Genomic DNA, 20,116 nt, shown 5'->3' on the forward strand with positions numbered 1-20,116 from the left:
GAGCAGGGGAGCAGGGGAGCAGGGGAGCAGAAGGAAGAAATCGTACTACTTCAAACTGCAACTTAGTATCACAAGGTACTTGCAAGGAAATATAGCCGTAGTCATATAGGTTAGTACAGTGTTGATTCCTCAAAGCCAATAAGCAACTGGGTTTCTACTCAGCACTCAGCACTCAGCACTCAGCAGTAGAGACGATTCGCCGAATCGTCTCTACTCAGCAATTGTGGGCGGGATATCACCTCAGTACGAAACTTCCTGGAAACTATCAACCGCTGATATTCCGGTAATTAAGCTATTTCCACAGAAATATAGTATATTGCTGTAGATGAAAGAGGGCGAACGATGGGACTCGAACCCACGAGTGGTGGAACCACAATCCACTGCCTTAACCACTTGGCTACGCTCGCCATTAACTTCTCGATTACATACTATAGCACTTCTTGGATTAATTGATCCACAAATCCAGATTTTTTTCTGCAAGGAACGGATTTTATTAATTCAGAGTCTTTGGAGTCCAACGACTATGGAGAACTACAGTTAGGAAACATGAAACCCTCGACTATTATGGTATATATGATAGCAGCAGGACTAGCTGTATGTGGTGTAGCAATGGCGAAGACTAATCCCAGTCAGACTGAGTATGAAGAGTACGCCTTGCAACGGCTGACACAATACTTAAAACAGGATGTTTGTAAAAAAACTTCAAAACTAATAGAAAATTTGCTACATTCTAAGTGTGATAAACTAGTAGATTCCGCAAATCCACAAATCAAGGAAATCTTGGCAGCAACGACACAAAAACAAGACTTCATTGTTTTTACTATTTATCGCACAGATTTAAAAGTGAGTTCCTGGCTACCTTCTTATAGATTTGAAACGGTGGGCGCATTTAATAACTTTTACACTTACACTGCCGAACAGCAGTAAAGTCACAAGGGTACTAAGCTTTCCACCAATGACCCCAAGACCCCACATCCCACACCCTTTGGTTTGACTGCACAATAAAAACCAAGAGTTACACCTTTACTGATGTCATCTGCATATTTACTTGTATCTCACGGAAGCCGTGATCCGCGCCCAGAAATTGCTATGCAGCAATTAGCAGGGCTAGTAGTTCAAAAACTGCAAAAAAATTTACCAGAATTAATACCTGCTAATGGTGGTGTGGTATCTTCCCCAAAGCAGAAAATTCTGGTTGGTATAGCAAGTCTGGAAATGGGTGCTGAAGCTTTACACGAGCAAATTAAACAATTTGCCCAGCGTGCTTTGGTTTCAGGGTGCGATCGCCTAAAAATTGTACCGCTATTTCTGCTACCGGGAGTGCATGTGATCACAGATATTCCCTCGGAAATAGCACTGGCACAACAAGCTCTTGGTGAAGATATAATGATTGACTTACAACCATACTTAGGTAGTCACCCTGGTTTAGAGAAATTGCTAGCAAAACAAATGGCTACCATAAAAGCAGAAGCATGGATTATCTTAGCTCATGGTAGCCGTCGCCCTGATTCACAAAAACTAGTGGAAGCAATAGCGGCAAATTTGGGAGCAGTGACTGCTTATTGGTCTGTGCCTCCTAGTTTAGAATCACAAGTAGAAGAGTTAGTTGCTGCTGGCAATCGAGAAATTGCAATTTTTCCATACTTTTTATTCGCAGGTGGCATAACCGATGCGATCGCACAGGCCATAGAAGAGCTAAAATTACGTTTCCCTGCTGTAACTTTCCAACTGGCGCAGCCCTTGGGAGTAAGTGCAGAATTAGCCGATTTGATTTTGGATTTAATATATCAATGAACTGCACAGACAAAGACGGGCAAAAACATTTGGGTAAAGTTTATTTGGTAGGTGCAGGGCCGGGAGATCCAGGGCTAATGACCCTCAAGGGGAAAAGCTTGTTGGAATGTGCAGATGTAGTGATTTATGATGCTTTAGTCAGTCCGGCAATTCTGGCCATGATTAATCCCCAAGCAGAGCAAATTAACGCCGGGAAGCGTATGGGGAGACATTCACTATTGCAGGAAGAAACAACCCATCGACTGATGGAAAAGGCTCAAGATCATGCAATAGTGGTGCGACTTAAAGGTGGCGATCCGTTTATCTTTGGTCGTGGTGGTGAAGAAATGGCAGAACTGGTAGAAGCTGGAATTGCAGTAGAAGTTGTGCCTGGTATTACTTCGGGAATTGCAGCGGCAGCCTATGCAGGGATACCCTTAACCCATCGACTGTATAGTTCATCTGTGACTTTTGTTACTGGACACGAGGCAGCGGGTAAGTATAAACCCTCAGTAAATTGGCAAGCGATCGCTCATGGTTCCGAAACGATTGTAATTTATATGGGAATTCACAATCTGCCTTATATTGTGGAACAGTTAGGCACAGCTGGGTTGAGTTCAGAAACACCAATAGCTTTGGTGCGTTGGGGTACGCGACCCGAACAAGAAGAATTGATTGGTCAGTTAGGGACAATTGTCGAGCAAGTTGAGAATACTGGATTTGGCGCCCCAGCGATCGCAGTAATTGGGCAAGTAGTGAATATGCACAGTATCCTATCTGGATGTCGTCCAGTCTGATGGTTAGTAGGGGCGTACAGCCGTACGCCCACTGCTATTTTTTGTATATATATTATTCACCTGAACCAAAAACTTTATGATTCCGCAACTTTCTCAAAGTTTGTGAACCACTAAGAGTAGCAAAAGCTAATAATAGTCCAACCCCCAAAGAAGACTCTGGAATTGGTGTTGCATTTGGGTCGTTCAAAATTAGGTTATCTAGAGCGAAGTATAATGGAGTATTTGGCCCGAATTGACCGTTATCTGAAGTAGTCAGACTGAAAGATAGTCTTGTGGCTCCCGTCAAACTAGACAAATCTACCAGTTCCCATTTATCAACAATATAGTCTTGGGAATTGTCTGAGAAACGATAGTCCGCCAGATAAAAATCAACATTACCCACAGTCGCATTCGCAGCATCTAGACCCGTAATGGTTAACCGGAAAAAGTCGGGATCGTTACCGCTGATACCACCAAACTTTTTGGCGAACTGGTCACCATTCAGCATTGATAAAACAGCATAAGTTGTATTTGTAATTTGAGCCGACTTGGCACTCAAGCCTGTAGGTAAATCAATGTACGCACTACCACCAGGTTGGAACGTATAGGCAACGCCGTAGTTACTTGAGCCATCAGCACCACCTCCTGTATAAGCACTGAATTGGTTAGTGTATCCTGGAGTAGTTGTATCAGTCGTGTTGGAATAAGACCAGCCAGACCAATTACCAAACCTTTGGCTGTAGCGATTGTTGAAAAATGCACCTTGGCTTGTGAACCCACCAGCACCATCACTACCGTTGTAATAAGTTTCCGGTGCAAGGTTTAAGTCCTCGAAGTCAACGATTTGTTGACCGAATACTGGTGTTGAAACTGCGCTTACTAAACCTATAGACAGCAAGCAAGGCAGAAAGTTGATTTTCATTCGATTGTCTAATCAAGTATTAAAAAAAATTAAGAGTAAGTATATAACTAATTTAGTGGGGTTCACAAGACTCTATTGGCTGATTACAAATGAGTTCAAAGAAAGTTTAGACCTCCACAGATTGAATAGCACTCAATAGCTCTTCAGGGGTGTAGGGTTTATTTATGCAGGCATCAGCACCTTGTTTTCTAGCCCAAAAATGCTGAATTGATTGATTTTTAACACTACAAATTACCATCGGCACTTTCTGATAGATTGGATGGTTTTTGAGAAACTGACACAACTCGAACCCACTCATTCCTGGCATAACTACATCAGTGACGATCGCATCTGGTTTTTCTTCTAAGGCAATTTCCAGAGCTTCTCTTGCAGTAGTAGCTGTAATAATTTTATAACCCTTATTTTCTAGATAATTACTTAGTAACTCTAATTCACTAAGAGAATTTTCTATAATCAGAATTGTACCCACCCAAGTAATACTCAATCCTGAATCTCCTAATAATAATTTATTTTAATATATTTATGAAACTTAGATAATATTACAAAATGTTTTGAAAAATAATTTTTAGTAAGTCACCTTGTGTAAAAGGTTTATGCAAATAACCAGAAGCTCTCACCAGCTTAGCTTTAGCTCGATCTATTAAACTGATTTTCCTGGACAACATAATCACAGGTGTGTTTTTAAAATAGGCATGTTTACGTAATAAAGAGCATAACTCATATCCATCCAAATTAGGCATATCAACATCTAATAAAATTATGTCTGGTTTGGTACCGAGAATTTCCATTAGCGCTTTTAAGGAATCTGTAACTCCGATCACTGTAAATATTTGCTCATCTAAAAAATTCTTGATGACACTCAATATCGCTGGACTGTCATCGATACAAAATATTGTGTAAGTTTTTTTATCAACAGATGGTCGGGAACTTGGCTCATGACTATGATCAGTAGTATGATTTTGCTGTGAGAAAGAGCGGTTGGAGTATTCTGTTGCCTGATTATCGTTTTTTCTCGACAGTGGCGGCTCAGTTTGAGGTTTAGTTTCTGGCTTTGTGGCTTGTGAAAACTGCGATTCGTAAACTCGATGAATTGATGAATGGGAATTTTCTGTATGGGTCGATGTCTCGTGATCAGCTGCTTCGCGTCTAGGCTTTTGACATTGTTCTACTAGTAAGCGAAGATTTAAATGACAGAATTTTGGCATATCATCCAGAAAGCTTTCCCCAATAAACTCATAACTGCCCTCTTCTAAATCCAAAAAAGACTCAATAACTTCTAATGCCAACTGTTCAATCAGCATCGCTGCTTGCAAAGGGCTAATATATTTCTGACTAACTAACCAGCAAATTGCCAGATAATCAGGGTTGGGTATTGCTTGATTTTCTATACCAGTTTCAAAGATTGTCCGTAACTGCTCATGAATTCCGCAAGGAAGAGTAGGAATTTGCTGACTCAGGCTTTGCAAGTTTCTGTAAAGCGGCTCAAACATTTTCTCTGAGTAGCAAGCATAAATCAGCTTCCCCTCCTCGATATATATTGACCAAGAACCGGAAGCGCTAAAGACTTGCAAACAACCATTAACAGACTTACCAGTGATTTTTTTCAATAGAGATAAGGGCTGAAGTTTTTGGAAAAATCTATATCTACTAATGGGAAGTGTGTTCATTGGGATGAATTTAATAAAAAATTAATATTTGCACTAGAAATTAGCGAATCGCTTATACAGGATTCACTGCCATATCTTAAAAAAGTAGTGTTCAGATCAATATAGCTGTCATATTTGAGTTAGTACAGAGATTCTTCACCCCTAACTCATAATTTCCCAATATCTGCTAAGCTATTCTTCATCTAACTACAATTTACTCTGGTAGACCCTGACAAATAGCAAAGTAGCCCGGCTAATCGTCAGGAAATAGTATTTCAAAATTCAGATTGGTTTTCTGCATCTTTTGCTAATTTGGCTAATTTAACAGTAACTCAAGTGTTACAAGCAAACAATTGGCTCTAGCCCATCAGTAGCAAAAAGATTGCTATTAACCTGATTTTGCAACATGAAATTGCAGCCAACAGTCCTGAATGGGCAAGCTTTATATACACTTTATTACTAGCTGCTTTACTTAGTGATATCCAAAAGTTTATACTAAGTATTGGATGGCTTAAACGTTTCATCCAAGTTTGAGATTGTAGAGATTCTCTCTTTCAGGCTTGGGCAAAATTATTGCTTCCACAATATCAATGGCAAATTTTTACTAAGTAAATCCCAATTGAGTATGAGGTGCAACGAAAACCAACTCAGCAGCAGGAAATTCTTCATAAGCACTGGAAAATGTTCTAGTGTTTTGTAGTGATTAGGACTGACGCAAAACGACAACCTATTTTAGGCAATTCATGTAGACGCAAAGCGGTGAGGGGGTCGCAGTCAAAGGACGCCCCATTCTCCACTTCAAGAGACCCCAAGACCTGAGTGGCTTTGCTTCCCGTCGATTGCGTTGACGTTCCTGTTCGCAGCCTTCGTCTTTGATTGCCGCTACGTCAAAATCAGGGTTTTGGCTATTGTTTGGGTAAGTCATGGTGATCAATAGTGACGCTAGACAGTTTTAACTACCACATCCAAGAATTTACAGCTAAATTCAACCAATAGAGTACGTGCCAGAAAGATAGTTGTTTCCAGCTAAATGGTAAATCGCAAGTAATTTACTCACACATATTCAAATTACTATAAGTTCTGCTTAAAGCCGGAAAAACTATATGAAGTTAATAACAAATAATTCCAATAATCTAAAAACTGATGAATATTGTCACTCAGGCATTTGTGATGAAACTTTATTTGTTTAGCTATCCAAAAAAGCTCAAAATTTACAGTCAAACATGTTTTACTTAGCTGATTTAAATACATTTAAATTTCTAGCCTAGCCAAATATCAAGTATGTTTAAGTTTATTTAATAACATCTCTCAATCATTTATGGAAGGTGATGCTGAGGGTAAAGTAACACAAGTAAATAGCAAATTTTATTCATCAAATGAAACCTTCTCTGTTTGATCAGGGTAAGAAATATAGAGAAACTGTGAGCAAATTTTACCTATATGAGAACAAACAGCGATCGCCCCACCCATACACCAAGAATCATTAGGAGAACAACTTGAGTGACCACTGACTCAATTCGTACTTTGTCCATCACGAAAGAAGTACCTTACCCACCAATTGGCGGAGTAAATTTACGTACCTGGCAAAATATCAACATCATGATCAAATTTGGCCCTGTTGGTGTTTTTTCAGCTTCTAACTGGAGTCCTAAAAACACATCTCTGCCAGGAGTTACTCTGTGGAAACACTCTAACGTAGCTATCCAGCGTTCAAACTGGGAAAAGCTAGAAAATCGATTGTGGTGGCTGTATCGTGACAAACATCCAGATGCGAATTGGGCTTATGCCAAAACTGCGGCTGAGGAATTAGAAGCAACCCTCACCGAATTTCAGCCTGATTTAGTAATCATTGAGGAAGTGTGGCTTTACTCCTACCTAAATGTTGTCAAGTGTTATCAGTGTCCTATCATCTTCGACAACCATAACGTAGAAGCATCATTGTTGCAGCAAAGACATAGTTCAGTTCAAGGTTTCAAATCCCAGTAAAAAGCAAAGATTCAACTACAACATCTCCAATTCATCGAGAAAGACTTTGCAAACCAAGCTACCCAAATATGGGTATGCAGCGAACATGACTCCAACTTAATGACGCAGTATTACGGACAAGTATCGCCAATTTACGTTGTACCTAACGGTATTAATCTAGCCCACTACGATCGCGTGCGTTTTGGTGAATGCAACTCAGAGACTAAATTAGAGGATACACAGCATAATTTACTCTTTCTTGGTCAGCTTTCATACTCACCCAACACAGTGGCAGTTGACTTACTCATCAACCAAATCTTCCCACGGCTACAGCAACTTTATCCAGATAGCCGTTTACTACTAGTAGGGCGCAACCCTACTCAATTTATGCAAGCAGCAGCCCAACGAGAACCTAGAATTATCGTTACTGGTAGTGTCCCGGATGTTCGACCTTATTTAGCTGCTGCCAGCGTTATGGTTGTACCCTTGCTTCAAGGAGGAGGTACGCGCCTGAAAATTTTAGAAGCCTTTGCTGCTGGTTGTCCTGTTGTCAGTACCGCCAAAGGTGCAGAAGGTATCAAAGTTAGAGATGGTGAACATCTGTTAATTAGAAATCAAGTAGAAGAGTTAGTTGAAGGTGTCAGCCAACTCTGGTCAAATCCTTCTTTGGGAGAAAAATTAGCTGTTTCTGCTTATGAACTGGTGCAGTCAGAATATTCTTGGCAAGCAGTGGGTCGTAAGATTGAGCTAGCTGTTCAAAAGTTATTTCCTCAATTAAAGAATAATATCTAAAAAGCTCACGCAAAGTCGCAAAGTCGCAAAGAAGACTGCAAAAGTTTATCTCTGCGTCTTTGCGTGACGGACACTTTGCTCAAGTCGGGAAACCCGCCCACGCAAGTGTCCTCCTCTGCGTGAGTTAATTAAATACTAATAGTCTACTGTTTGACAGGAGAACGAACCCACTCAGGACAATTGCCAAATTTGCGGAGAAAGTAATCCTTGACTCCTTCTAAAGCAGCCTGAGATTTCAACTTTTCTTGACTACCTGATTGGGAATTAAAATACTTACGAATCTGGCGCAAAGTATCCCGAAAAATTGCTTTATATATATTGAGTGCTTCTACGAAAGAGAAATTACGCTCGACCCATAATAATCGGTTTCGCCACCAAAAATATTGATAATGGGGGGCTTTATCTCCACCACTAAAACTTGAGGAAATTTTGTGCCATACCTTTGATTCTGGAACTAAAAGACATTTGTATCCTGCTCGTTTAGCCCGATAACACCAGTCAACTTCTTCCCACATCAAGAAGTATTTTGGCTCCAGCATTCCGATTTTTTTGACTACTTCAGCTTTCACAAGTATTGCACAGCCACAAATATATTCAGGAAACTGAAATTCTCGCCAATCTTTGTCGTTATCTATATTTCCACATCCTAAATGTAGAAATCTGGCTTGGCTTGGTATCCACTCCACTCCCGCATACCAAATTTTTTGAGGTTGTTTGTAATAATATATTTTTGAACCAAGTATCCCAGCATCAGGATATTGTTCATTTGCACGGATGAATGCCCAAAGGATTTGTGGGTCAACTATAGTATCATTATTCAGCAAGAAAACATAATCGGCTCCTTGAGATATGGCATGATCAATCCCCACATTATTACCAGCAGCAAAACCTAGATTGGCACCATTTTCGATGATTAAAGCTTGAGGAAATCTTTCTCGAATAGCTGCAACTGAATCATCTATGGAACCATTGTCTACTAGTAATATTTTATAATTAGGATAGTCAATTTTTTGAACTGACTCTAAGCAATCAATTGTATCTTCCTTACCATTCCAGTTGATAATTATGATATAAATTTGCGGAACTAGTTCATTATTCATGAATGTTTTTTTATTATAAATTTTGGGAATTTCAATATTTATTTAAACCGCACCTTGTCGCACTTGATCAGTATAGTCTTTCGGGCGTACTCGGCGAAAACCCTGTAAGGCAATTTGTCGCAAACTTGCTGGTAAATAAGATAGCATCAGACCCAGCATAATTTTGCGATCGCTCCCCAAAACCCGACTTGATTGTTGCAAAAGTTGCCGTCCTTCTACGGTATCTCCCTTTTCAATCAGTCTTAAACCCAAAGCTTGCTGCGTACCGGCTAATTTTTGCAATCGCAGTTGTTCTAATTCTGCGTCAGGAAATTTATAACTACTAATACAGAAAACCTTTGCTGCTAGAAAGTGCAAGTTTTGTTTTAAACTTGTCTGACCACCATGAAAGCGATACTCCATTAAAAATTCTGGCAGAAAATAGCCTTGCTTACCAGCGATCGCTAACCTTACTAGTAAGTCAAAATCCTCACATCCATCAGCTTGCGGACGCATATAATCAACTTCTTGCAAACAAGCTCGACGAAATAGTGTTGAACCTACTTGCAAGCTTTGATATAGAAAAGTTTGTCTGATTAAGTCAGGAATAACTCCCCGCTCAAGTTTATCTTTTCCCCACTTTGCAGAATTTTCTTTTGTTGCTGATTCAACTTTTTCGTTGTTTTGATTGATAATCCAGTGATTCGTACAAATAAAATCTACACTTGGTTCTGCGTCTAATATAGCAACAGTTTTTTCCAAAAACTCAGGAGTCAAAGCATCATCATCATCAAACTTGATAAAGTAGCTACCACAAGCAGCCTCAAAACCAGAACGCATATTGCGACTACGCCCACCATTAACAGGATGCCTGATATAGTGAATTCGTGGATCATGCCATTGACTTACTATTTGAGCAGTATCATCAGTGGAACCGTCATCACAAATTATTAGTTCAAAATCAGTGTAAGTTTGAACTAGTACGCTATTGACTGCGTAAGGCAGCAAATTTGCTCTGTTGTAAGTTGGAATACAAATACTAACTTTCGGTGTCATATCAAAAAATTCACAATTTAAATTAAAATTTACTTATTGGAACCCTACATATAAACTGTAATTTTACCTAAAATTTTTTGGAAATTTCGGTTAGCTATCGAGAATATACTAGGTGTATTTAGCTGCTTGGGTTTGAGTTCTGGCTGTTTCAGAAAACGATAGTGTAAAAACTCTTCTTGATAACAAATATTTACATCTTCTCCTTGACACAAATATGTGAAGTCTCTGGATGAATAACTCATATAATGAATTCGATGAATTGGTTTTAATCCTTAACTGGCTTCATTGCTAAGCTATCACAGTCATAAAATACAAACTGCTCAAAAATACCTTCAAAGCTTACAAACTTTCTTTGTAAATGACCGTTGTACCAAGTAGGACGAGAGGCTTTATTTTTCATTTCTCTCGGATGAGCCGCCCAAACTTGATGAGCAAACTCTTCCCAACGTTGAATTACTTCCCAATCATCATATAGTGTTACATTCTTCCGAGAATTAATTTCTTGTCTTACCCGGCCTAGTCGCTGATCATAAGGAATAATACAAATAGGAATATCTAGGCTAATATTAACCTCAATGCTGTTGAGTAATGCGACCAACTGATCGTAGACAACATCATTGGCAAGGGTGTAAACACCGAAAAATTCCATTTTCACAAATCCTTTATGTTTGTGCTTAAAAAGTTTTTTTTAAGATTTATGTATATAGTTTTATATTGACATAAGTTGTGGAAGCATGTCATCTCAGTAATAGGTAGTAAAAAATCTTGAACCACCCTTCGGGTGACGCTCGCAAGCTCGCTAACGCTGCGCTAACAGCAGTCCCCCAGACGCCCGGAAAGCGTAGCGTCTGCGACAGGAGAAGACTCGCGCTTCGCTGCGCTAACGACGCAAGGCGCCCTTCGGGTGACGCTCGCAAGCTCGCTAACGCTGCGCTAACGCCAGTTCCCCATCTGGCTACAAGCCCTCCGGGTTCGTGAGTTCGCCAGACGCTCGGAAAGCGTAGCGTCTGCGACAGGAGAAGACTCGCGCTTCGCTGCGCTAACGACGGAAAGCGGAGCCACTCCGGTCTTGGGGTCTCCCCCTTCGGGTGACGCTCGTTCCTCGCTACCGCTTCGCTAACGGGAGTTTGCCATCGACGCAAAGCGCCAAGACGGCAACTCCCTCACCAAGTGGAGGATGTGGCGTCCAAGACGGCGACTCACTCACCAAGACGGGGACTGGACTCACCAAGACGGGGGCTGCCTCACAAAAGACACCAACAGACAAAGAGAAAAGTGTACGCAGTTCATGATGGTTACTTAGTTAGCCTTGAATCTGCTGAAATTTCTAATTGGTGATGGTAAACAAAGATATAAGGGATATTAGTGATGACATAATGAGTTTAATGAAGTCATTCTATATACATCCCTACTGACTTTATTTACTGTTATTGCTGTTACCAACTATATGAATATTTTAATGCTATCTTCCACCTTTCCCTATCCACCAACACGAGGGGGGACTCAAGTTAGAACGTTTAATTTACTTAAGCATCTGAGTCAACGTCATGCTGTTACACTTGTGACTCAACGCGATCGCGATGTTACAGAAGCAGAGATCATCGGATTGCGGGATTGTGTAGATAATCTAGTTATTTTTGAACGTCCCCTAGATTCTGGAGTTAGGGCCGGAATATTCCAGAAAATACAGCGTTTTGCTACATTCTTGCAACAAGGGACACCGCCAAGTGTACTCAACCGCTACTCAATTGAGATGCAAGAGTGGGTTGATAACTTTGTGCAAATGAAAAAATGTGATGTCATTACCTGCGAACATAGCGTGAATGAAATTTATGTGCGATCGCATTTCCATAAACACCTAAGAACTTTGGTTAATATTCATAGCTCTGTCTACGGAACTTGTCGCAATCAACTAGCAACTGGTATCTCGGAAAATATATTGCGAGACAAAATTAATTTACCGCTTTTGCGTCGTTATGAGCAAAGCTATTGCTCTAAATTTTCAGAAATTGTAGTGACAACAGAAGAGGATAAAATTCAACTACAAGCTTTTAGACCTAATAGTAAAATTACAGTTATTCCTAATGGAGTAGATTTAGTTTCATTTCCTAACCGTACCATTGACCCAGGAGGACATCACTTAGTTTTTATCGGTGCTATGGATAACTTAGCCAATATTGACGCTGTATGCTTTTTTAGTAATCAAATATTACCCAGAATCCAAGAAATTTATCCTGATACAACTTTTGATATTGTTGGTTCTCGTCCTGCACCGGAAGTATTAGCACTCCAAAACCAACCAGGAATTAATGTTACTGGCAAAGTGCCTTCAATGGTAGATTATTTACACAAAGCAACCGTCTGTGTAGTGCCGATGCGGACAGGCTTTGGTATTAAAAATAAAACTTTAGAAGCAATGGCAGCTGGTGTGCCGGTAGTAGCAAGCGATCGCGGTTTAGAAGGACTAGCTGTAGATAGTGCTGGTACACCACTTAGAGCATTACGAGCAAATGAACCAGCACAGTATATCACTGCCATTAGTCAACTGTTTGATAACCCACAACTGCGTTTTGAATTATCTCACAATGGTAGACAAATGGTAGAAACACAATTTACTTGGGATATTGCTGGAAAACATTATGAGCAAGTATGTCTTGGAGATGATACTCAAGGCTAATCTGAAGTATCAAGCTTGAAATTTAAACTTAAAAACTTTCTCTTAGCATACTCTAAAAAAAGAAAATATATAAAGATAAACCAGTTTATATCTAAGAGCTTATGGATAATTTTTTCACTATATCTACTGTAAAAATATCTTTTACTATAGATATAGTGGTAAGGAAAAAGGGATAGTTATAATATAGTTACTTCTTCCTTTTATCCTTACCTTTTTTCCCCTTATGCAAGAGGTTTATTAATTTTGCAAAGTCAATTTTAAATTACTGTTGCATTGAAGATCCTGCAAAGATTCTACTGGATATGGGAATACGTAAATTAGATTTAGTACTAGCTAATGGGGTATCACTAGTAGTTTGAGATAAAATCGTTTCCTGACTATTAGAAATACTAGAATCACGCACTTGAGATAGCTTAGTTGTATCTTCTGTCTTAGACACTTCAGAAGATACAGGAAGAATCTTAGCTTTGTCGCTATTTGAATCTGGCAAAGGCTGAGCCTCACATGGAGTAACACTGAACGCAGAGATGACTGCTATTACAAGCAACAGCAGATAATAACTGTATTGATGCATTATTCTTTACAAGTTTTGGGCTGAAGAGTTAAAGAAATTGCGTTATTATTTATATAGAAAAAGACTAACAATATCTCTATTAAAAATAAATCATTATTTGATTTAGGTAAAATTGAATAAATTTTACCTAAAAGATTTAACTGATTTAATTTATAGATGCATAATGAGCTGATATATTTTAGCTTTGTTCATCAAAATATGGACGCAACTATCAAAAATATACATGCAATTTATTTTCTACAATAAGGGAATATCTACGGATTTTTAATTTAAAACATTTGTTATATAATGTCTATTTAAATGGTAGATTTAAGGAACTAATTTCTCAAATATATAAACTTTTAATAAAGTAAATTAGCAGGGATTAAAAAATAAATATATTACCAATCTCATCACTCATGATAGCTTGCGCATTGATTAGCTGTTAAAGTTCTTTAAAGTACAGCAAATGAATACTTAACTTTTCTTATAAATCAATATTTTTTTATTAAGGTAAAGTATTCAAATACACATAAACTTTAAACATTTAGATAACATGAGAGTAACTAACAGCTTTTGAGCAACTCCAAGTATATTATTCATCTATTACCTAGCACGAGTTATTGATTCAGTTAGTATTATTAGTGTTTAGTGTTTATTAGCTTATAAAATAAAAATTACGTTATTCCAGCATAATTATTATTAACTGCTGTTTTTTCGAGTATATTTATAATCCAACTTCGTTTAGACAAATTAAGTAATAAAAAATTTACCTATATGTATAGATTTTTGAAAAAATTATACACAGCTAAGTAAATAAAATCCTAATTAAATGTATTGGATATTACAGATATATGATTTTAACAACTAGACTGTATTAACCGCCACAAACTACCTTAACATAAGTCCTATACCTGTGGTAGTAGTAGCTTGATTCCTGTGGCGGAAGCTGGAGAGCTTAGTGATAGCTATTGTGATGAATAATGACAATGATGATTGCCACTACCAGATTAGTAGAGGAGTGAACATATGTTTCTAAAGTATCAATTTTTTGAAGCTAAAACATTATAGAAAATAGGTTTGTGGAATAAAATTTTACACAATAAATCTTGTTCAGTAGGATTACAATACTTAAAAATAGAAGTTTTACTTCAGAAATACCCAGCATTAATATTGATCTAAGCTGTTGGCAAAAATCCCTAAGAAAATGATTATGGGTAGATTCTATGCTAACAAAAATAATCAATTGGCACTTATGTAAGTATCAAAAATACACCCTCACAAGGGCAAGTATCTTGAATTACAATATTTTGTGTTCAAAGTAATGATACTATTTCACTCAATTAGTGATACAAATTATTTCTCCCCTGGTCTCCTGATGCCTATTTGTATCAACATTAAAGTACAACGGTATGAGCTATCTGTTATGTGTTAAGTGCAAAAATTAGCAAAATACCAGATTAAATGTATATTTTACAAATCTACTTGGGCAGCAATTGCAGCTTATTAAAAGATTCAAAACTTGATGAGCGCCTCAAGCAGGTTGTAATTCCTCTGTGATTCACATATTAGACTTCTTTTGCTCAACATCTGCAAGCAAGTAGTGGGAATTTAAGGTGAATATAGAACAATTTATCCAACGCACAGAAGCATTGCATCAACGTTTGGCAGATTTGTATCAGACGGCTAGTGTTTTGCCTTGGATTCAACCAGATCTGCTACCACAAGCTTTTAAAGAACTCTATAGTAACTCAAAGATGGTGCAGCTAGCCGCAGAGGAACTTTATGAACAAAATGAGGAATTAATAAAAACACGAAATCTGCTAGAAGCACAACGCCAACACTACCAAGATTTATTTGAGTTTGCACCAGATGGCTATTTAGTCACTAATGCAGAAGGGATCATTCGAGAAGCTAATCTCAGTGCAGCTAAGTTATTCAATGTTCCAAAGCAGTTTCTGGTGGGCAAACCAATGATACAATTTATTCGTTTGGAAGACCGACAGTGCTTTCGCAATGAAATTAACAACTTATCACGAGCCGAAAGAGTTAGAGAGTTAGTATTGCGCTTGCATCAATTTAATGGTGAGCCTTTCGATGCAGCTTTAACAGTGGGAGTGGTTCCCAATCAATATGGTAGAGTTAGCTCCCTGCACTGGCTGCTGCGTAATGTGAATGAACGTCAGCCAACAGAATTAGTATCAGTCGAAACAAATAGCGGTCTGATTCAGGATCGCCCTGTGTATAAATATTCTAAAGGAGAAACTATTCCTCTTAACCCACTAGTAGTTTGGTATGTTTGTCAGGGTTTGGTCAAGCTAAGTACTTTTTGCGAAACGGGTGAAGAAGTATTGATAGGGTTGGCAAGAACACAAATGGTTTTTGGCTCTAATATGACCTCTCTGCCCATTTACCAAGCCACGGCCCTGTCAGATGTCGAGATAGTTTCAATTTACGTAGCAGAAATAGCAGCAACCCCATTACTAAGCCATACTCTGTTACCAAAAATCAATCAGCGGTTACGGCAGACAGAATCTTTCTTAGTTATTGCCGGTAAGCGACGGGTAGAAGATCGTTTACATCATCTATTGCAGCTTTTGAAACAGGAAGTCGGTGAACCCTTTGTAGGGGGAACTCGTCTCAGTATTCGCTTGACTCATGAAGATATTGCTAGTGCCTGTTGCACCACTAGAGTTACAGTCACACGATTGATGGGCAAATTACAACAGCAAGGTTTAATTTGTTTTGACTCAAAAAAACACATTATATTAAAAGATAGATGAGTTATACCAATTCTATGTGAAGTTTTGCTAATTTTTCGCTTTTCTCCTCTTTCTCATCATTCGCTACTTTTCTCCTCAAACGATACACGGAGTTCTAATTGGGTATTACTTGGCCTGAGTCAGTAACTATGAAGAGATGAGGAAGCTTTTGAAAATTACTCTTCCTCACCCCTTTTATCTCCTCCATACTCCCCACATCAAAGATATAGTTCAGCCTGAACTGGCCTCTAATATCAAACTTGAGTCCCAAGTGTAAAGACCGATTTTTTCAGGCACTTTAGAGAATCGCCCTGTCCGATAACCTCGCGATAACTCATTCAGCACCTTGCTTTTGATATCTCTGACTTCCTCAGAATTTAGTTCTCCATAAATTCCAGCGATGATTTCAGCAACACTGAAAAATTTCCCTGCATTTTGCTGCAAGAAAGAGGAAAGCGCATCTATCAAAAATTGCCCCTCAAATGCCTTGAGCATTGGCACTACTCTTGTTTTCGGGAGTACAACAGGTTTCTTCTTTTTGTTTTTACCAGCTTGAGAGTAACCATTAGTACGATTGGAAGTTACCAAACTCAAATCCAGAGTATAACAACCAGGCTCATCAGGAATAGCTGACCAAGCATTTCTTTCTCTGCCTTGTGTCAGTGAGGATTGGACTCTGCCTTTAACTACTTTGAACACAGTCGGTTCTAAATCTCCATAAAGCGATCGCACAATGAAATCTATGTGACATACAGTACCAACATGTTCTTGCAATAGCTTTTTGATAGCTTCCATCCGACTTAGAGGTTGATGTTCAGGTAGCATTGGAATGTCAGCCACCTTATCTTTAGCCTGTGGAAGTGTCTCTATAGTTGGGGATGTTGTTGATGCTGGATATCCGCTGGTATCTTCAACCACAGCAGCAGAATTATCCATCTCTAAGTTTTCTGAGTTTGGGAATTCAGACTCGCTAGGCTTTACCAAGTCCATCTTTGATTTAGAAATGCTATCAGGCAAAGATAACAGCAAGTCTTTTTGGGGAGACGTTGGTTCCGTATGAACTACTTCAGCTGTTGAAAGCTTGCCATTAGCATCTGAAGTAGAAGACCAGTTAAACAATAAAGCTTCTACATGGTTGAGCTGCGATCGCGCCTGTGTATATAAAGTTTCGTACTCTTCTACAAGGCGAGTATAGTAGTCTCGTAATTCCAACAGTGGAGAGAGAAAGCTTTCAGGAGGAGGTTCTATTTGCAACTGACTATTCATAACGCTTCAAATCAACCCAAGTCGATATCACTTTTGTAGGTCATTGGTCTAGGTTTTGCCTTTTGAGCTGGCTGCTGGGATTTTTTGGGTGGTTGCGGAGGGCGACATTGTTCGCAATAAAGCGGGCGAGGCCCATAAGTCTCGCGTTTTGTAGCCTGATTGCACTCTTTACAGACAAAATTGAAAACACGAGTGTGTATTTGTCTTTTATGAGCTCTGACAGTATATTCTCTAACGTCAATGAACTTACTAGCCATAGTCAAGAATGGTGAATATCAATCCTATCAATATAGCTATTCAAGCAAATGAAATAGGATCAGTGTGTGTTTAGTTGGCAGTTTGATTCAAATCAGTGATTTGATCCAAACTGGAAGATGTACATTTTCCATGAGGGTAATTTAAGAGTAACCCTTGGCTATCCTCTTGGCATATAGTTCATTATCAACATGTAAGTGGTATTTGCTTCTATATCTGTGCAACATTAAACACGAAAAGTAGACAAAATTAAAAATTGGCTTTTTCTGAACTGTCTTAAACAGACTAAGGCACACTACTACAAGAAGATAGGGGGCGTAGTTTTTGAAGGGGGAGAACAGGGAAACAGAAGAAGTGACCAGTAATAACTCTCTGACTCCAAATGCCTTCCCTTCGGTCGCCAGACAGCCAAAGAGAATGACGTTAGACCCCAAGATAGTACTGTCTCACCGCGCTGGCTCACTTTTGAACGCCAGTTGCTACCCTGCGGGTTCGCCGTTAGGCGTTCTCGTTCCCAAGGGAGAGGGTTCCCGCTTTCTTAGAGTAGCCGCGCAAAGCGCGTCTACAACGAGGGAAACCCCAACGGATAGTTTTCTCAAATCGGGGAACCTTTCCTGTGCAACTGTCCTTTGCAACGCACTGGCTCCTTTTGACTTCCAAAGCAATGGTAGTAGCCTGTTGGCGATAAAGGAGTAATTATTAAGTGCAAGTTTACAGAGAGTTGGTATAACCAAAAGCTTTTATGTTTGCTACAAGACTCAATGAAAAACCGCCTCTGGCTGATGCAAGGCGGTTTATAACATCATAATTGATTTAGAAACCTGAACCTAAAAGCACAGAGGGGGGGACAAAAGGACAACTATTGACTATTGACCAAGATTAACTTTCACTGCCTTGTGTTTTTCTGATTCTGCTTTCGGCAAGGTTAGGTGGAGAACACCATTTTTGTATTCAGCCTGTACTTTGTCGTTTTCAACCAAGGAAGGCAACTGAATTATCCGCTGGAATTTGCCATAGCGAAATTCCGATCTAGTGACACCATTGTCTTGAGTCTGACTCTCAAATTTTCTTTCGCCTGTAATGGTAACTGAGTCGGCAGTTACTTCTACGTTTATATCTTTTGCTTCTAGACCAGGTACTTCAAGTCTCAAACGAATTTCATTTTCAGTTTCTTCGAGTTCAGCAGCAGGAATAAAACTTAATCCTGTTCTTTCACCATCCTCTGTTGGAATTAACCGATCAAACAAGCGATTTATTTGCCGCTGTAAGGTGTCAATTTCTCGAAACGGTTCCCAACGTTCAATGTCCCGGCGGAATGGTTGATAGCGTTCGATGTCTCGGAATGGTTCCCAACGAATCAGTGCCATAATATCACCTCTTAGATGCACTATTTAGTCTTAGGAGGCTCAATTTCCAGCTTTGTGACTAGTAGTGAACCAGTCTACTTTTTTTAACACTCTCAATCTGAAAAAGCCCAATTTTAAGCTTCCTAATTAAAACACTAGATCAGTAGAAATTGTAGTAGGTTCGGTTTTATAAACATCAGCGATCGCAATAACCGTACCTCTGAGAAGTTCACAAATAGTTACAAATGTACATTAAAAATAGGGAGCAGGGGAGCAGGGGGAGATGGGGAGCAGGGGAGATGAGGGGGATGAGGAGGATGAGGGAGAAATAACTTCCCATGCCCAATGCCCAATGCCCAATGCCCAATGCCCAATGCCCAATGCCCAATGCCCAATGCCCAATTCCCAATTCCCAATTACTTAAAAATCCAAACTTGGCCAGTCTGGTTCACGATGATAGTAGGTCATATCGTCAAATTTTCGCAGTTCAACACGGTTGATCAAAAATTTTGGAGTATTCATCAGCCATTTGTCATTCAACTGAGAAAGCAAGGTGCTAAAGTTTGTGCGGTCTAAATCTGGTGAAACCTCCCCAAAATAGCCTAATGTAATGTGTGCCGTAAAATGATAATGCTGTTCAATGCCCAAAGCTATTAACTTCGGATTTTGATAAATTGTGCGGCGAAACTTAATTACCTGCTCATAACAGTATTCATCCTGGGGTACTAAACAAACACCTACAGCTCTTGGCATCACTATCAATCCCAGCATTTGCCATAAAATACGATTAGTGTTGCTTGTTATGGATTGTTGATACTGCTGGAATATTTCAGCACAACAAGAGCGTAACTGTTGTTCAAATTCAGGATTTTTTTCGCAGGCATCACGGTAAGCACTGTCCCAAATTAAGTCTGCTAAGGTGAGATGAAAGCTAGCAGGAGGTACAGGGACAATCAAATCACTGTTGACAGGCAACTGTAAAAGTTCCTGCTGGTAAGCTTGTATCTGGGCATAGAAAGCAGAGTTTTCTGATTTTTCTGCGGCAGATGGGGTTATTAGTGTGTAGCCAGGAAAAGGTGCTGCTTGTCTAGAACCAGAATGCAGCTGAAATTTAGAAGATTCCTGGATATGCTGAACTTGGGATCTGTAAGCTTCTGGTAGCGTCAGTCTTGCTACCCGGTTCAGATAAGTTTGATAGTTGTCGTCCAATCTTTGTAGCCTCGCGCTCTCACTTGATAGATTTTAGGG

The 20,116-nt window shown here is 39.3% G+C and carries 20 protein-coding genes and 1 tRNA gene; 8 read left to right on the plus strand and 13 right to left on the minus strand.

The features are described 5' to 3' along the window. Positions 1–334: 334 nt before the first annotated feature. Positions 335–407: transfer RNA gene (locus tag I8748_RS26920), tRNA-His, on the minus strand. A gap of 139 nt (positions 408–546) precedes the next feature. On the opposite strand from I8748_RS26920, the gene I8748_RS26925 reads away from it, so the two are divergent. The 3 genes from I8748_RS26925 (at position 547) to cobA (ending at position 2,570) form a co-directional block, all read left to right on the plus strand. After that, positions 547–927, plus strand: a complete 381-nt coding sequence (locus I8748_RS26925) for a DUF4359 domain-containing protein (protein WP_198127584.1) — start codon at positions 547–549, stop codon at positions 925–927. A 102-nt stretch (positions 928–1,029) separates the two neighbouring features. Continuing rightward, entirely contained in the window at positions 1,030–1,794 is a 765-nt protein-coding gene (locus tag I8748_RS26930) for a sirohydrochlorin chelatase (RefSeq protein WP_198127585.1), read from the plus strand. Continuing rightward, on the plus strand, positions 1,791–2,570 hold the full coding sequence (gene cobA, locus I8748_RS26935) for a uroporphyrinogen-III C-methyltransferase (protein ID WP_198127586.1): 780 nt from the start codon (positions 1,791–1,793) through the stop codon (positions 2,568–2,570). Before I8748_RS26930 ends, cobA begins: the two co-directional genes overlap by 4 nt. A gap of 52 nt (positions 2,571–2,622) precedes the next feature. On the opposite strand, the gene I8748_RS26940 is transcribed toward cobA, so the two are convergent. The 3 genes from I8748_RS26940 to I8748_RS26950 form a co-directional block, all read right to left on the minus strand. Next, on the minus strand, positions 2,623–3,471 hold the full coding sequence (locus I8748_RS26940; protein ID WP_198127587.1) for a DUF4465 domain-containing protein: 849 nt from the start codon (positions 3,469–3,471) through the stop codon (positions 2,623–2,625). A gap of 106 nt (positions 3,472–3,577) precedes the next feature. Further along, a complete protein-coding gene (locus I8748_RS26945; RefSeq protein WP_198127588.1) occupies positions 3,578–3,955 on the minus strand; it encodes a response regulator in 378 nt (125 codons plus the stop codon). A gap of 55 nt (positions 3,956–4,010) precedes the next feature. After that, positions 4,011–5,138, minus strand: a complete 1,128-nt coding sequence (locus I8748_RS26950) for a response regulator (RefSeq protein WP_198127589.1) — start codon at positions 5,136–5,138, stop codon at positions 4,011–4,013. A 1,479-nt stretch (positions 5,139–6,617) separates the two neighbouring features. Between I8748_RS26950 and I8748_RS26955 the strand changes: the two genes are divergently transcribed. Next, the gene (locus tag I8748_RS26955) at positions 6,618–7,103 is read left to right on the plus strand and encodes a hypothetical protein (protein ID WP_198127590.1); all 486 of its coding nucleotides are present in this window, start codon (positions 6,618–6,620) and stop codon (positions 7,101–7,103) included. A gap of 99 nt (positions 7,104–7,202) precedes the next feature. After that, positions 7,203–7,874 (plus strand): glycosyltransferase family 4 protein, encoded by a 672-nt coding sequence (locus tag I8748_RS26960; RefSeq protein ID WP_198127591.1) that lies wholly within the window; start codon positions 7,203–7,205, stop codon positions 7,872–7,874. Positions 7,875–8,017: 143 nt separating this feature from the next. Here I8748_RS26960 and I8748_RS26965 read toward each other — a convergent pair whose 3' ends face one another. The 4 genes from I8748_RS26965 to I8748_RS36140 are packed head-to-tail and all read right to left on the minus strand — an operon-like array spanning position 8,018 to position 10,658. Beyond that, positions 8,018–8,974 carry a glycosyltransferase family 2 protein gene (locus tag I8748_RS26965; protein ID WP_198127592.1) on the minus strand — a complete coding sequence of 319 codons (957 nt, stop codon included), beginning with the start codon at positions 8,972–8,974 and terminating at the stop codon, positions 8,018–8,020. Positions 8,975–9,016: 42 nt separating this feature from the next. Continuing rightward, positions 9,017–10,009: a glycosyltransferase family 2 protein gene (locus I8748_RS26970; RefSeq protein ID WP_198127593.1), complete on the minus strand. Its 993-nt coding sequence runs from the start codon at positions 10,007–10,009 to the stop codon at positions 9,017–9,019. A 44-nt stretch (positions 10,010–10,053) separates the two neighbouring features. Continuing rightward, positions 10,054–10,251 carry a hypothetical protein gene (locus I8748_RS36135; RefSeq protein WP_318781274.1) on the minus strand — a complete coding sequence of 66 codons (198 nt, stop codon included), beginning with the start codon at positions 10,249–10,251 and terminating at the stop codon, positions 10,054–10,056. Positions 10,252–10,274: 23 nt separating this feature from the next. Then, complete coding sequence (locus I8748_RS36140; RefSeq protein WP_318781275.1) at positions 10,275–10,658, minus strand: hypothetical protein; 384 nt, start codon at positions 10,656–10,658, stop codon at positions 10,275–10,277. A gap of 439 nt (positions 10,659–11,097) precedes the next feature. Between I8748_RS36140 and I8748_RS26980 the strand changes: the two genes are divergently transcribed. Both I8748_RS26980 and I8748_RS26985 read left to right on the plus strand, forming a co-directional pair. After that, positions 11,098–11,301 (plus strand): hypothetical protein, encoded by a 204-nt coding sequence (locus I8748_RS26980; protein WP_198127594.1) that lies wholly within the window; start codon positions 11,098–11,100, stop codon positions 11,299–11,301. A 155-nt stretch (positions 11,302–11,456) separates the two neighbouring features. Continuing rightward, complete coding sequence (locus I8748_RS26985; RefSeq protein ID WP_198127595.1) at positions 11,457–12,686, plus strand: glycosyltransferase family 4 protein; 1,230 nt, start codon at positions 11,457–11,459, stop codon at positions 12,684–12,686. 262 nt (positions 12,687–12,948) lie between these two features. On the opposite strand, the gene I8748_RS26990 is transcribed toward I8748_RS26985, so the two are convergent. Next, a complete protein-coding gene (locus I8748_RS26990) occupies positions 12,949–13,260 on the minus strand; it encodes a hypothetical protein (RefSeq protein ID WP_198127596.1) in 312 nt (103 codons plus the stop codon). A gap of 1,595 nt (positions 13,261–14,855) precedes the next feature. Between I8748_RS26990 and I8748_RS26995 the strand changes: the two genes are divergently transcribed. Further along, a complete protein-coding gene (locus I8748_RS26995; RefSeq protein WP_198127597.1) occupies positions 14,856–16,022 on the plus strand; it encodes a helix-turn-helix domain-containing protein in 1,167 nt (388 codons plus the stop codon). A 210-nt stretch (positions 16,023–16,232) separates the two neighbouring features. Here the strand turns inward: I8748_RS26995 and I8748_RS27000 are convergent, their stop codons facing one another. From I8748_RS27000 to I8748_RS27010, 4 genes are all read right to left on the minus strand, one after another. Next, on the minus strand, positions 16,233–17,267 hold the full coding sequence (locus I8748_RS27000) for a hypothetical protein (protein ID WP_198127598.1): 1,035 nt from the start codon (positions 17,265–17,267) through the stop codon (positions 16,233–16,235). 11 nt (positions 17,268–17,278) lie between these two features. Further along, entirely contained in the window at positions 17,279–17,524 is a 246-nt protein-coding gene (locus tag I8748_RS35405) for a hypothetical protein (protein WP_096555399.1), read from the minus strand. An 864-nt stretch (positions 17,525–18,388) separates the two neighbouring features. After that, complete coding sequence (locus tag I8748_RS27005; protein ID WP_198127599.1) at positions 18,389–18,889, minus strand: Hsp20/alpha crystallin family protein; 501 nt, start codon at positions 18,887–18,889, stop codon at positions 18,389–18,391. Positions 18,890–19,288: 399 nt separating this feature from the next. Continuing rightward, positions 19,289–20,077 carry a DUF1868 domain-containing protein gene (locus tag I8748_RS27010; RefSeq protein WP_198127600.1) on the minus strand — a complete coding sequence of 263 codons (789 nt, stop codon included), beginning with the start codon at positions 20,075–20,077 and terminating at the stop codon, positions 19,289–19,291. Positions 20,078–20,116: the final 39 nt, after the last annotated feature.

This window comes from Amazonocrinis nigriterrae CENA67 (assembly GCF_016056305.1).
GTDB classification, from domain to species: Bacteria; Cyanobacteriota; Cyanobacteriia; order Cyanobacteriales; family Nostocaceae; genus Amazonocrinis; species Amazonocrinis nigriterrae.

What these genes read in the sequence shown, in the direction of transcription:
- I8748_RS26985 (WP_198127595.1), top strand. Translation starts at nt 11,457, where the DNA reads ATGAATATTTTAATGCTATCTTCCACCTTTCCCTATCCACCAACACGA.
- I8748_RS26990 (WP_198127596.1), bottom strand. Translation starts at nt 13,260, where the DNA reads ATGCATCAATACAGTTATTATCTGCTGTTGCTTGTAATAGCAGTCATC.
- I8748_RS26950 (WP_198127589.1), bottom strand. Translation starts at nt 5,138, where the DNA reads ATGAACACACTTCCCATTAGTAGATATAGATTTTTCCAAAAACTTCAG.
- I8748_RS26930 (WP_198127585.1), top strand. Translation starts at nt 1,030, where the DNA reads ATGTCATCTGCATATTTACTTGTATCTCACGGAAGCCGTGATCCGCGC.
- I8748_RS27000 (WP_198127598.1), bottom strand. Translation starts at nt 17,267, where the DNA reads ATGAATAGTCAGTTGCAAATAGAACCTCCTCCTGAAAGCTTTCTCTCT.
- I8748_RS26970 (WP_198127593.1), bottom strand. Translation starts at nt 10,009, where the DNA reads ATGACACCGAAAGTTAGTATTTGTATTCCAACTTACAACAGAGCAAAT.
- I8748_RS36135 (WP_318781274.1), bottom strand. Translation starts at nt 10,251, where the DNA reads ATGAGTTATTCATCCAGAGACTTCACATATTTGTGTCAAGGAGAAGAT.
- I8748_RS27005 (WP_198127599.1), bottom strand. Translation starts at nt 18,889, where the DNA reads ATGGCACTGATTCGTTGGGAACCATTCCGAGACATCGAACGCTATCAA.
- I8748_RS36140 (WP_318781275.1), bottom strand. Translation starts at nt 10,658, where the DNA reads ATGGAATTTTTCGGTGTTTACACCCTTGCCAATGATGTTGTCTACGAT.
- I8748_RS26925 (WP_198127584.1), top strand. Translation starts at nt 547, where the DNA reads ATGAAACCCTCGACTATTATGGTATATATGATAGCAGCAGGACTAGCT.
- I8748_RS26965 (WP_198127592.1), bottom strand. Translation starts at nt 8,974, where the DNA reads ATGAATAATGAACTAGTTCCGCAAATTTATATCATAATTATCAACTGG.
- I8748_RS26960 (WP_198127591.1), top strand. Translation starts at nt 7,203, where the DNA reads ATGACGCAGTATTACGGACAAGTATCGCCAATTTACGTTGTACCTAAC.
- I8748_RS26940 (WP_198127587.1), bottom strand. Translation starts at nt 3,471, where the DNA reads ATGAAAATCAACTTTCTGCCTTGCTTGCTGTCTATAGGTTTAGTAAGC.
- cobA (WP_198127586.1), top strand. Translation starts at nt 1,791, where the DNA reads ATGAACTGCACAGACAAAGACGGGCAAAAACATTTGGGTAAAGTTTAT.
- I8748_RS35405 (WP_096555399.1), bottom strand. Translation starts at nt 17,524, where the DNA reads ATGGCTAGTAAGTTCATTGACGTTAGAGAATATACTGTCAGAGCTCAT.